This is a genomic window from Achromobacter sp. 1011811831, from assembly GCF_059760905.1.
On sequence record NZ_JCBANG010000067.1, the window covers coordinates 1 to 12,742 of the forward strand.

Consider the following 12,742-nt stretch of genomic DNA (forward strand, 5'->3'; position numbering starts at 1 on the left):
CTCATTTCCTACCCAGGGCGGGGGGTATTTACGCCATTTTTTCACAAAATTTGGAAAAGCCCCCCCCGGGTGGGGGGGGGGGGGGTTGGTTTTGGGTGGGCCCCCCGCTGACGGGGGGCGTGGAAGGGGGGACCCCCCCCCCGCAACGCGGGGGGGGGGGGGGGGGGACCCGCCGCTCCCAGACACTAACCGCCGGACATGACAGCAGGCTTAGGCCTGGTTGTCCTGCACTTCGACGAACTCTTCCTGGCCTTCGCCCAGCTCTTCGACCAGACCGTTCAGGTTCTGCTCGCGGCCTTCCAGCACGGCGTCGGCGATGCCCTTGGCGTACAGCGCGATGGCCTTGGCCGAGTCGTCGTTGCCGGGGATGACGTAGTCGATGCCGTCGGGCGAGTGGTTGGTGTCAACCACGCCCACGACCGGGATGCCCAGCGTCTTGGCTTCGGCGATGGCGATCTTGTGGTAGCCAACGTCGATCACGAAGATGGCGTCGGGCAGGCCGTTCATGTCCTTGATGCCGCCGATCGACTTGTTCAGCTTGTCCAGTTCGCGCTGGAACAGCAGGCCTTCCTTCTTGATCATGCGCTCGGCGCCGCCTTCGGCGACCAGGGCTTCCATGTCCTTCAGGCGCTTGACCGAGGTCTTGACCGTCTTGAAGTTGGTCAGCATGCCGCCGAGCCAGCGGGCGTCGACGAAGGGCATGCCGCAACGGGCGGCTTCGACGGCGACCAGTTCACGGGCGGCGCGCTTGGTGCCGACGAACAGGATGTTGCCGCCACGGGCAGCCACTTGCTTCACGAACTTGGTGGCTTCGACGTACTTCTCAACCGTCTTTTCGAGGTTGATGATGTGAATCTTGTTGCGATGGCCGAAGATGTATTGGGACATCTTGGGGTTCCAGTAGCGGGTCTGGTGACCAAAGTGGACACCCGCTTCCAGCATTTCGCGCATCAGGGACATTCTATTCTCCAAGGGTTGATTTCTTGCGCCGCACCTGCATCGGCCTTTGCCGACACCCTGGGTGGTGTTGCGCGCGATTTCCCGCACATGCGGGATGAAAAAATTTTAACCGGACCTGCCGATCACTGCCGCATTCATTCAGGACGCCTTGCGACGCCCCGCAACCTGCTCTGCCGCGATAAACCCAGACGGCCATCACGACCAAGAGCCTTGCGTTGCCGCCCGCTGAACGCCCCCCCTTAAAGATGGGACGCGCCCGGACCTGTTTCGTCTGTGGCGAAATCGAGTTCCATTCATGCGCCTGTGCTACCGCGCACGCATCAGACCGCGGGGCATTTCTTCAAGAAACCGGGAAACCCGTCTTCCAAGAACTTAGGCCGCCGTCCACAGGGAACCTGCATCGCCGCTCAAAAACATGACCGGGCTTACGGGCATGCCCCGCTCCAGCCTGCGCTTGCCGTTCCGGCCTTTCCGCACTCGTGAAACCCGCCAGGCCGCCCCCGCCGCCGCCGCCCTTCCGCGTCGTTGTCCTTTTGCTTCCCGCCATCCACAACCTTCGCTTGCGGACACAGATGCCAAAGAATCCCGATACCGGAAAAACCGCCGCCTGGGCCGGCTTGCCGGGCGCCAGAGCGCCGACTGACCAAATCCAGATCGCACAAACCGGATGAAGGCTCTTTGCCGTAACCTAAACCCGATTACTACACTACTTGCTCTGCGCGTATGAAAGGCTTTTAGTCCCGTCGGACCAGACTCCTCCGTCGCGCACCGCCCCCCAAAAATTTAGGGAAGCCTATAATTCTACTATTCTTTCCAGCAGACATTCAAGCAAGAGAGCTTCAGTTACTTCATGGGCACCATTACCAATCCGGACGACCTGAACAAGATGCGCGCGGCCTGCCAGGACGCCGCCAAGGTTCTCGACTTCATCACCCCCCACGTCAAGCCGGGCGTCACCACCGGCGAGCTGGACCGGCTCTGCCTGGAATACCTGACCGACGAACTCAAGGTGAAGTCCGCCACGGTGGGCTACGCCCCGCCCGGCTACCCGCCCTTCCCCGGCGCCATCTGTACCTCGGTCAACCACCAGGTCTGCCATGGCATTCCGGGCGACAAGGTCCTGAAAAATGGGGACGCCCTGAACATCGACGTCACCATCATCAAGGACGGCTGGTTCGGCGACACCAGCCGCATGTACCCCGTGGGCGAGCAATCCATCCTGTCGCGCCGGCTGACCGACGTCACGTTCGAGTGCATGTGGAAGGGCATCCAGCAGGTCAAGAACGGGGCCACATTAGGCGACATCGGTCACGCCATCCAGAAACACGCCGAGGCCAACGGCTTTTCCGTGGTCCGCGAATTCTGCGGCCACGGCATCGGCCAGCGCTTCCATGAAGATCCGCAGGTGCTGCACTACGGCAAGCCCGGTTCGGGCGTGAAATTGGTGACGGGCATGCTGTTCACCATCGAGCCCATGATCAACGCCGGCCGCCGCGAAATCCGCCAGTTGTCCGACGGCTGGACGGTCGTGACGCGCGACCACAGCCTGTCGGCCCAATGGGAGCATGCTGTCTGCGTCACCGATACCGGCTACGAAGTGCTGACCCTGTCGCCGGGCATGCCCCAGCCGCCTGCCTTCATTACCGAACCCCTCGTCATCCCCGCCGTCTGACGCAGCCTCCACCATGACCGCCGTCGCCCCCCTCACCTCCCTGCGCGAACGCATCCAGGAATCCCGGCGGACGGCGGTGGCCCAGTTCCGCGAGCACGAGCGCCCCGACACGCTGCTGTCCGAACTGCGGCGCATCGTCGACGCCGCGTTGCGCGACCTGGTCAAGCAGCACCCGCTGCCCGAAGGCGCGGCGCTGGCGGCGGTGGGCGGCTATGGCCGCGGCGAGCTGTATCCACATTCGGACGTGGATCTGCTGATCCTGCTGCCGCAAGCGCCATCGGCCGACGACGAGGCCGCGATCGAACGGCTGGTCGCGGCCCTCTGGGACCTGGGCCTGGAGCCCGGCCACAGCGTGCGCACCATCGAGGATTGCCAGCGCGAGGCCGAGGCCGACATCACGGTGGAAACCGCGATGCTGGAATCGCGCTGGCTGGCGGGCAGCCGCGCGCTGATGAAGAAATTCGACGCAGCCACCAAGGCGCGCCTGGACCCACGCGCCTTCTTCCGCGCCAAGCGCGTCGAGATGCAGCAGCGCCACGCCCGCTACCAGGACACGCCCTACGCGCTGGAGCCGAACTGCAAGGAATCGCCCGGCGGCCTGCGCGACCTGCAGGTCATCCTGTGGATGGCGCGCGCGGCGGGCTTCGGCGACAACTGGCGCCAGGTGGCCCAGGCCGGCCTGTTGACGCCATCCGAGGCGCGCGACCTGCGCAAGGCCGAACAGGCCTTCAAGCGGTTGCGCATCGAGCTGCACCTGCTGGCCCGCCGCCGCGAGGACCGCGTGCTGTTCGACCTGCAGCCCGCGCTGGCCGAGATCTACCGCATCCACGCCACCACCACGCGACGCGGCAGCGAACTGCTGATGCAGCGCTATTACTGGGCGGCGCGGCTGGTGACCCAGCTCAACGTCATCCTGGTGCAGAACATCGAAGAGCGGCTGTTCCCGCGCCCGGACAGCGACGCGCGCGACATCGACGACGATTTCCGCAACCTGCGCGACCGGCTGGACATCATCCGCGACGACGGTTTCGAGCGCAATCCGACGCTGCTGCTGCGCGCCTTCCTGGTGATGCAGCAGCATCCCGAGCTGACCGGCATGTCGGCGCGCACGCTGCGCGCCATCTGGCATTCGCGCCACCGCATCGACGCGCAGTTCCGCCGCAACCCGGTCAACCGCAAGCTGTTCCTGCAGATCCTGCAGCAGCCGCGCGGCATCGTGCACGAGCTGCGCCGCATGACCATGCTGAACATCCTGCCGCGCTATCTGCCGGTGTTCCGGCGCATCGTCGGCCAGATGCAGCATGACCTGTTCCACGCCTATACCGTGGACCAGCACACCCTGGCCGTGGTGCGCAACCTGCGCCGCTTCACCATGCCCGAGCACGCCCAGGAATATCCGCTGGCCAGCCAGCTGATCGCCGGCCTGGACCGCCACTGGCTGCTGTATGTCGCGGCGCTGTTCCATGACATCGCCAAGGGCCGCGGCGGCGACCATTCTGAACTCGGCGCGCGCGACCTGCGCCGCTTCGCCCAGGAGCACGGCCTGGACGCCGAGGACACCGAGCTGGCCGAATTCCTGGTGCGCCAGCACCTGCTCATGTCCGCCGTGGCGCAAAAGCGCGACCTGTCCGACCCGGCCGTGATCCAGGACTTCGCCGCCATCGTCAAGGACGAACGCCACCTGACCGCCCTGTACCTGCTGACCGTGGCCGACATCCGCGGCACCAGCCCCAAGGTCTGGAACGCCTGGAAGGGCAAGCTGCTGGAAGACCTGTACCGGCTGACGCTGGCCGCGCTGGGCGGCGCCCATGCCGACGCCCATACCGTGCTGGCCGAGCGCAAGGAGGAAGCCGCGCGCCTGACCCGCCGCGCCGGCCTGCGCGACGACGCCCGCGAGGCCTTCTGGAACCAGCTCGACGTGGCCTATTTCCTGCGCCACGACGCTTCGGACATCGCCTGGCACACGCGTCACCTCTATCACCAGGTGACGCCGGCCGAGCCCGTGGTGCGAGCCCGCCCCACCGAACAGGGCGAAGGCCTGCAGATCATGGTGTACACGCGCGACGTGCCCGATCTGTTCGTGGCCATCTGCGCCTATTTCGCCGCCAAGTCGCTGTCGATCCAGGACGCCCGCATCCACACCACCCGCCACGGCTGGGCGCTGGACAGCTTCATCGTGCTGCTGCCCGAGGGCGACGCCGACCTGCGCGCCCAGGCGACCCTGGTCGAACACGAACTGGCCGAGCGCCTGAAGGCCCCGCCGGCCACGGCGCAACAGCCTGCGCACACGGGCGGCCACTACGGACGCGCGCGCCAGTCGCGCGTGTCACGCGTGTTTCCTGTCATGCCCCAGGCCGAACTGCAGCCCGACGAGCGCAGCAAGTCCTGGCGCCTGTCGGTGACCGCCACCGACCGCGCCGGCCTGCTGCACGCGCTGGCGCAGGTATTCGCGCGACACGAGGTGAACCTGCTCATGGCCAAGATCATGACGCTGGGCGACCGCGTCGAGGACGTGTTCATCGTGGACGGCGCGGCGCTGGAGCGGCCCCGCTCGCAGATGCAGTTCGAGCGCGACATCCTGGACGCGCTGGCCGGCGAGGAAGCGCGCCAGCGCGCGGCCTGATCGCGGCGTGACCCGGCACAAGCAATAGCGGCCGCGCGGCGCATCGCCACGCGGGCCGCCAACGCATACAATCCGGGTTTTGGTTCCGGCGATGGCCCTCCATGCAGCTCTACGACTACCTGCGCGTGTTCGGCGGAAGCTTCCTCTTCGCGCTGGCGACCCTGCTGCCCTTCCTCAATCCGCCGGCCATCGCCCCGATCTTCCTGTCGCTCACCGAAGGCGCGTCGTCCTCGACCCGCACCGTGCTGTCCAAGCGGGTCGCCATCAACGTCGGCCTGATGCTGGTCGTGGCCATGGTGGCCGGCAACGTGCTGCTGAGCTTCTTCGGCATCTCGCTGTCCATCGTGCGCGTGGGCGGCGGCATGCTGGTGATCGCCAGCGCCTGGCGCCTGGTCAACTCGCCCGATGCCGACACCGAGCGCGTGGCGCGGCTGGCCGAATCGTTCACCCCGGAAATGGCCAGGGCCCGCGCCTTCTACCCGCTGACCTTCCCCATCAGCTGCGGCCCCGGCTCGATCGCCGCGGCCATCACCGTGGGCGTGTCGCTGCGCGACCAGAACCACGCGCTGAGCCTGGTCCGGCTGGCCGGCTCCATCCCGGGCATCATCGTGGTCTCCGTCACCCTGTATATCTGCCTGCGCTTCGCGGCGCAGATGCTGCACCGTCTGGGCGACAATGGCACCGCCGTGTTCATGCGGCTGTCGGCCTTCATCATGCTGTGCCTGGGCGTGCAGATCTTCTGGGAAGGCGCGCGCGAACTGATGGTCGGCGTGCTGCAGCAGGTCATGCAACCAATTCCGGTTCCCAAGGTCTAGGTCTAGGCCACCGGCCGGAAGGCCCGCGCAGGCCCCGGCCTGCCCCGCGCCGCGCCGCGGCCCCACCAACCCATCGACAAGATTCATTGAAACCATGACCTCCCGCTCCGAACGCCTGCTACGCCTGGTCGCCCTGTTCTGCTTCGGCGCCGTCGGCGTCGCCCTGATCTCCCAGCATGCGTTCGACATGCCGCCCTGCGCCTGGTGCGTGATGCAGCGCCTGATCTACCTGGTCATCGGCGTGTTGGCGCTGGTCGGCGGCTTCGGCGGCGGCCGCGCCCTGACGCGCGTCTGCGGCGCGCTGGCCGCGCTGCTGGGTCTGGCGGGCGTCGTCGCCGCCTGGTACCAGTACAGCGTGGCCGCCAAGATGCTGTCCTGCGACCAGACCTTCGCCGACCGCTTCATGAGCGGCGCCGGCCTGGATGCCGCCGTGCCCTGGCTGTTCGGCATCTACGCCACCTGCATGGACGCGGTCGTGTCGGTGCTGGGCGTGGAATACGCGCTGTGGAGCCTGGCGCTGTTCGTGGTCGTGCTGCTGTTGTCCCTGCGCGCCGCCTTCGGCCGCGGACGCGCGCAGTAATCGGTGATTGAAGATCCCCGCGCCGACGCGCTGCGCGCCCTGGTCCGCGCCCACGAGCCGCTGATGCGCTGGCTGCGCGCGGCACGGACATGCGCGACCGGGCTGGACTGGTGCATCGGCGCCGGCGCGGTGCGCGCGCTGGTCTGGAATCACCTGCACGGACTGCCGGCGGGCAGCCATGCACCCGCCGACGTGGATTTCGTTTATTTCGATTCCGCCGACCTGTCACCGGCACGTGAAACCGAGCTGGCCGCCCGCCTGCGCAGCGCGGCGCCGGACGCGCCCTGGGAGGTCGTCAACCAGGCGCGCGTGCACCTGTGGCGCCGCGACGACGAGCGCGTTCCGCCCCCCATCGCATCGCTGGAAGCCGGCATCGCCGCCTGGCCTGAAACCGCAACCTGCGTCGGCGTATCGCTGGACGGCGACGACGCGCTGCGCATCCTGTGCCCGCACGGGCTGTCCGACCTGTTCGCCTTGATCCTGCGCCCCAGCCCGGCGCTCGCCGATCCGGCGCTGTTCGCCCAACGGCTGCGCGCCAAGCGTTATGCCGAAAAATGGCCGCGGCTTCGGCTCGCGGCCGAGCTTGAGCTGACTCCATGTCCGCATTGAAATACCTGGCCGGCTACCCGCCGCCGCTGCTCGAGCAGGCCCGCAAACTCATGGACCAGGGCCGCCTGGGCCCGGCGTTGCGCGCCCGCTATCCGCAAGGCGCGCATGGCGTGCGCACCGACCGCCAGCTGTATGACTACGTGGTCGACCTGAAGAACGCCTACATCCGCAACGGCGACCCGATCAGCAAGGTTGCCTACGACAGCAAGATCCAGGTCATGCAGCACGCGCTGGGCCAGCATACCTATGTATCGCGCGTGCAGGGCGGCAAGCTCAAGGCCAAGCACGAGATCCGCGTGGCGACGCTGTTCCGCAACCTGCCCGAGGAATTCCTGCGCATGATCGTGGTGCACGAGCTTGCGCACCTGAAGGAAAAGGAACACAACAAGGCGTTCTATGGCCTGTGCCAGCGCATGGAACCGCAGTATCACCAGTACGAATTCGACCTGCGGCTGTACCTGACGCATCTGGATGCGACCCGGGAAGCGCTGTGGGAGCCGGCGGGCTGACAGCCCCCCCAACCCCGGCCCACCAGAATGAAAAAAGCCGCCCCGCAAGGGACGGCTTTTCAACCAGCAACGCCCGACGATCAGGCGTCGTTGGCCGCGTAGCCCATATTGAACTGCAGGCCGCCGGCGGATTCGCCATCGCTGGCTTGCCCGCGCGACTGGCCCAGGCGCGCCAGGTATTCGGCGGTGATGTCGCCCGTGACGTATTCGCCGTCGAAGCAGGACGCCTCGAAACGCGACAGCGCGGGATTGACGTCGCGCACGGCCTGCTGCATGTCGTGCAGATCCTGGTAGATCAAGGCATCGGCGCCGATGGTGCGGGCGATTTCCTCGTCGCTGCGACCGGTGGCGATCAGTTCCTGCTGCGTCGGCATGTCGATGCCGTACACATTGGGGAAGCGCACCGGAGGCGCGGCCGAGGCGAAATAGACCTTGTTGGCGCCAGCGGCGCGCGCCATGTCCACGATCTCGCGGCTGGTCGTGCCGCGCACGATGGAGTCGTCCACCAGCAGCACGTTCTTGCCCTTGAACTCCATGCCGATGGCGTTGAGCTTCTGGCGCACGGATTTGCGGCGCACGGCCTGGCCCGGCATGATGAACGTGCGGCCGACGTAGCGGTTCTTGATCAGGCCCTCGCGGTAGTCCAGGCCCAGGCGCGCGGCCAGCTGCATGGCGGCGGGACGCGAGGAATCCGGAATCGGCATGACCACGTCGATGTCGCCCAGGCGCATGTTGCGCGCGACCTTGTCGGCCAGGTATTCGCCCATGCGCAGGCGGGCGCCGTAGACGGACGCGCCGTCAATCAGCGAGTCAGGCCGGGCGAAGTAGACGTATTCGAAAATGCAGGGCACCAGCTGCGGATTGTCGGCGCACTGGCGGCTGACGAAACGGCCGTCCAGGTCGATGAAGACCGCCTCGCCCGGCGCCACGTCGCGCACGAAGGCGAAGCCGCTGCCTTCCAGCGCGACCGACTCGGACGCCACCATCCACTCGACGCCCTCTTCCGTTTCCTGGCGGCCGATACACAGCGGGCGGATGCCATGCGGATCGCGGAAGGCCAGCAAGCCATAACCGGAGATCTGCGCCACCACGGCGTAGGCGCCGCGCACGCGCTTGTGCACCGCCGCGACCGCGCGGAACATCGCGTCGTCGTCCAGCGACACGCCGCTGGCGGCCGATTGCAGCTCGTGCGCCAGCACGTTCAGCAGGACCTCGGAGTCGGAATTGGTGTTGATGTGGCGGCGGTCGACGCGGTAGAGCGATTCGCGCAGCTCGCGCCAGTTGGTCAGGTTGCCGTTGTGGGCGAACATGATGCCGAACGGGGCGTTCACGTAGAAGGGCTGGGCCTCTTCCTCGCTGGCGCTGGAACCCGCCGTGGGATAGCGTACCTGGCCGACGCCGGACGTGCCGGGCAGCGCGCGCATGTTGCGGGTGCGGAACACGTCGCGCACCAGGCCATGCGCCTTGTACATATTGAACTGGTTGCCTTGCGACGTTGCGATGCCCGCGGCGTCCTGCCCGCGATGCTGCAACAGCAGCAAGCTGTCATAGAGCAGCTGGTTGACCGGCCCGCGCCCGATGACCCCTACGATTCCACACATGGTGAGAGTTCCTGGTTGATGTGAAGCAAATCAATACGGCAGCCAGGTCGCCAGCGACGGCGGCAGCCACGTCTTGATATGTTTGATGGCCTCAATGGCCGAATGCGAAAACATGGCGTCCTGCCACCAGGGCTCCTGGGGCAAGGGCGTATAACCGGCGGCGGCGACCAGCGCCAGCACGATCAGCAGACCGCGGGCCAGCCCGAACATTCCGCCCAGGCCGTGGTCGGCCGGGCTCAGTCCGGTGCTGCGGATCAAGGCTGAAAGCGTCATATTGACCAGGCCCACGCCTAACAGCACGATAATGAACACCGCCGCGTAGGAAACCCCCATGCGCAGCAGCGTGGTTTCAATGTATGGCTCCAACCAGGCGTAGACCGTAGGTCCCCACCAGATCGCCGCCACGAACGCCAGCAGATACGCCACCAGCGACAGCACTTCCTTCAGCAGGCCGCGCACCAGGCCCAGCACACCCGATACCACCAGGATGGCCAGCACGACGAAGTCGAAACCGGTCACTACTGGGCGGCGATGAAGCCGTTGTCATAGCCCAGCGTGCGCAGCCGCGCCTGGGCCGCCTGCGCCGCCTCGCGCGAGGGGAACGGCCCCACGCGCAAACGGTACTGCTGCTTGCCGCCGATGTTCGCCTGCTCCACGAAGGCGTTGGTCACGCCGGCCTGATGCAGCTTGCTGCGCCGCGACTGCGCGTCATCGGACGTGGTGTACGCGGCGACCTGCAATACGAAATTGCCCTTGGTCGCGGCCGGCTTGGCGGCGGGCGCGGCGGCGGCAGGCGCGCTGCGGCCCTCGAGCAGCGCCAGCGCGCGCGCGCCGTCGTCGGTGCGCGTTTCCGGCTTGGCGGCGGGCTTGGGTTCCGGCTTGGGATCGGGCTTGGCGGCAGGCTTGGGATCCTGCCTGGACGGCTGCGCCGCGGCCGACGTCGCCGGCGTGGTGCTGGCGGGCGGCACTTGCGGCTGGGCCGTCACCACGGGCGGCGGCACCGAGACCACCGGCGGCGGCGCGGGGATGGAGCCAGCGGGATCCGCTGGCGCGGCGCCAGGCGCCTGGCCCGCGCCCTGCGCGGACGCAACGGGCGGCGCGACCTGCGGCTCGCTTACCTGGGGCTGGAACGGCGTGTTGCGTTCCGGCACCTTGATGGGGATGTTGTCCGCAACCGGAACCGGCTGGGAATCGAGCACCATGGGCAGCACGATGACGGCCGCCAGGACCAGCGCGATCGCGCCTGCCAGCCTGCGCCGCGCACGGCCGCGCAACTCCGCCGCCTGCACTTCGCTGGGCACGGCCGCCCGTTTGGAGGACTGCGCCTGGTCGGCAGGATCTTTGCGTTTGAAAAAACCCATGGAAGAGAATTCCTTGCGGCGCCTTTCGGCGGACGACGCGGCGGCTTGCCGCCGCCTTGCCGATGAACCGAATCTAGCCCCGATTGCCCGCGCTCTTGCCTATGCCTTGCGACCCAGGGCCTGCAAAACCGAGGCCACGGTGAGAAACGACCCGAACACCACGATTCTATCATTCTCGGCAGCTCGTTCGCGCGCCGCGGCGAAGGCGGCGGCGGGATCGGCGTAGGCCTGCACGCTGGGATTTTCACCGCCCGCGGGCGCGGCCGGCAGGGCCTGGCCGACCTGCCGCGCCAGGTCTTCGCCGCTGGCGCCGCGCGGGCCCGGCAGGCCCGCGCAATACCAATGGTCGACGCGCGAGCCCAGCTTGGCGACGACGCCCGCCAGGTCCTTGTCGTTCAGCATGCCGAAGACCGCGTGGGTGTACGGATGGAAACCCATGTTGTCCAGGTTCTGCGCCAGCACCGCGGCGGCGTGGGGATTGTGCGCCACGTCCAGGATGACGGCGGGCTGGCCGGGCAGGATCTGGAAACGGCCGGGCAGCGAAGCCTGCAGCAGCCCCATGCGCACCGCCTGCTGCGGCACGGGCAGCAAATCGCGCACCGATTCCAGCGCGGCCAGCGCCGCCGAGGCGTTGAGCAACTGGTTGGCGCCACGCAGCGCGGGATAGGCCAGCGCGCTGCGGCGCTGTTCGCGCCCGCCGTAGGCCCATTGCTGGCGATCGCCCGAGTAATTGAAATCGCGGCTGAACAGCCACAGGTCGGCGCCGATGGCGGCGGCATGGTCCAGCAGCGACTGCGGCGGCGACGGATCGCTGCAGATGGCGGGCTTGCCCGAACGGTAGATATGCGCCTTCTCGAAGCCGATCTTCTCGCGCGTGTCGCCCAGCCAGTCCATGTGATCCAGATCCACGCTGGTGACGATCGAACAGTCCGCGTCGACGATGTTGACCGCGTCCAGCCGGCCGCCCAGGCCGACTTCCAGCACCACGGCGTCCAGCCGCGATTGCGAGAACAGGCGCAGGATGGCCAGGGTGGTGAACTCGAAATAGGTCAGCGAGGTGTCGCCCCGGGCGGCTTCAACCGCCTGGAACTGCTCGATCAGCGCCTCGTCGGTGGCGATCTGGCCGTTGACGCGGGCGCGCTCGTTGAAATCGATGAGATGGGGCGAGGTGTACAGCCCGACCTTGTAGCCGGCGGCCAGCAGGATGGCCTCCAGCATGGCGCAGGTGGACCCCTTGCCGTTGGTGCCGCCGACCACGAACTTGACGCCGGACAGCGCCAGCCCCAGCCGATCGGCGACCTCGCGCACCCGCTCCAGGCCCATGTCGATGGCCGTGGCATGGATGGATTCCAGATAGCGCAGCCAATCGGACAGGGTGGCGGCGGGCGCGGGCTTTTGGACAGGAGACATGGACGGACGGCAGAGAGGAACGCAACACGCGATTCTATCAGCGCGGGACCGGCGTTTTCCCTAATCCCCCCTTGGACGGCCAGGAATCGCATGCAAAATTCCTTGCCGATATTTTTCTCATACATGAAAATAAATTCATGGATGAGAATTTCATGGAGCATGCATGAGTCTGGATACGACAGCGAAACCCACCCCCGCCTGGCTGGTCCGCGAGGCCGACGTGCCCGGCTACCACCCAGCCAACCACACCGGCACGCTCAACCGGCGCCTGATCGGCCCGGACACCGTCGGCTCGCGCCACGTGGAAGTTCTGCTGGGCGTGATCGAAAAGGGCAAGGGCGCCCTGCCGCATGCGCATCCCGGCATCGAACAGGTCTGCTACCTGCTGTCCGGCACCGCGCGGGCGCAGGTGGCGGACGAATGGGCCGACATGGCTGCGGGCGACTGCTGCTATTTCCCGCCGGACGTGCCGCACGTCTTCACCGTGACCAGCGACCAGCCCGCGCGGCTGCTGGTGATCTACACCCCACCCTATGAAGAATCGCCGGACCGCGTGATACGCGGCTTCCCGACGCCCCCCGCCGCCTGACGCGGCGCCCCGC

The 12,742-nt window shown here is 67.2% G+C and carries 12 protein-coding genes; 7 read left to right on the forward strand and 5 right to left on the reverse strand.

What is annotated here, in order from left to right; genetic code table 11:
- Window positions 1-210: 210 nt before the first annotated feature.
- Window positions 211-960, reverse strand: coding sequence for a 30S ribosomal protein S2 (gene rpsB, locus AC6LJ9_RS21835; protein ID WP_498140652.1), 750 nt, complete (start codon window positions 958-960; stop codon window positions 211-213).
- Window positions 961-1,810: 850 nt separating this feature from the next.
- Here rpsB and map point away from each other — a divergent pair.
- From map to AC6LJ9_RS21865, 6 genes are all read left to right on the forward strand, one after another.
- On the forward strand, window positions 1,811-2,632 hold the full coding sequence (gene map, locus AC6LJ9_RS21840) for a type I methionyl aminopeptidase (RefSeq protein WP_498149169.1): 822 nt from the start codon (window positions 1,811-1,813) through the stop codon (window positions 2,630-2,632).
- A gap of 13 nt (window positions 2,633-2,645) precedes the next feature.
- Window positions 2,646-5,255, forward strand: a complete 2,610-nt coding sequence (locus tag AC6LJ9_RS21845; protein WP_498149170.1) for a [protein-PII] uridylyltransferase — start codon at window positions 2,646-2,648, stop codon at window positions 5,253-5,255.
- A gap of 101 nt (window positions 5,256-5,356) precedes the next feature.
- Complete coding sequence (locus tag AC6LJ9_RS21850; RefSeq protein WP_212321902.1) at window positions 5,357-6,070, forward strand: MarC family protein; 714 nt, start codon at window positions 5,357-5,359, stop codon at window positions 6,068-6,070.
- Between the two features lie 94 nt (window positions 6,071-6,164).
- Complete coding sequence (locus AC6LJ9_RS21855) at window positions 6,165-6,650, forward strand: disulfide bond formation protein B (protein ID WP_498149171.1); 486 nt, start codon at window positions 6,165-6,167, stop codon at window positions 6,648-6,650.
- Between the two features lie 3 nt (window positions 6,651-6,653).
- Window positions 6,654-7,259, forward strand: a complete 606-nt coding sequence (locus tag AC6LJ9_RS21860; protein WP_498149172.1) for a nucleotidyltransferase family protein — start codon at window positions 6,654-6,656, stop codon at window positions 7,257-7,259.
- A complete protein-coding gene (locus AC6LJ9_RS21865) occupies window positions 7,247-7,768 on the forward strand; it encodes a M48 metallopeptidase family protein (protein ID WP_498149173.1) in 522 nt (173 codons plus the stop codon). The genes AC6LJ9_RS21860 and AC6LJ9_RS21865 overlap by 13 nt, the downstream gene beginning before the upstream one ends.
- Window positions 7,769-7,848: 80 nt before the next feature.
- Here the strand turns inward: AC6LJ9_RS21865 and purF are convergent, their stop codons facing one another.
- From purF to folC, 4 genes are all read right to left on the reverse strand, one after another.
- Window positions 7,849-9,369 carry an amidophosphoribosyltransferase gene (gene purF / locus AC6LJ9_RS21870; RefSeq protein WP_498149174.1) on the reverse strand — a complete coding sequence of 507 codons (1,521 nt, stop codon included), beginning with the start codon at window positions 9,367-9,369 and terminating at the stop codon, window positions 7,849-7,851.
- Between the two features lie 30 nt (window positions 9,370-9,399).
- Complete coding sequence (locus AC6LJ9_RS21875) at window positions 9,400-9,888, reverse strand: CvpA family protein (RefSeq protein ID WP_102770938.1); 489 nt, start codon at window positions 9,886-9,888, stop codon at window positions 9,400-9,402.
- Window positions 9,888-10,730, reverse strand: coding sequence for an SPOR domain-containing protein (locus AC6LJ9_RS21880; RefSeq protein WP_498149175.1), 843 nt, complete (start codon window positions 10,728-10,730; stop codon window positions 9,888-9,890). Before AC6LJ9_RS21880 ends, AC6LJ9_RS21875 begins: the two co-directional genes overlap by 1 nt.
- 99 nt (window positions 10,731-10,829) lie before the next feature.
- Window positions 10,830-12,140, reverse strand: coding sequence for a bifunctional tetrahydrofolate synthase/dihydrofolate synthase (gene folC / locus AC6LJ9_RS21885; protein WP_498140668.1), 1,311 nt, complete (start codon window positions 12,138-12,140; stop codon window positions 10,830-10,832).
- Window positions 12,141-12,303: 163 nt separating this feature from the next.
- Between folC and AC6LJ9_RS21890 the strand changes: the two genes are divergently transcribed.
- Window positions 12,304-12,729 carry a cupin domain-containing protein gene (locus AC6LJ9_RS21890; RefSeq protein WP_498149176.1) on the forward strand — a complete coding sequence of 142 codons (426 nt, stop codon included), beginning with the start codon at window positions 12,304-12,306 and terminating at the stop codon, window positions 12,727-12,729.
- The last annotated feature ends 13 nt before the right edge of the window (window positions 12,730-12,742 follow it).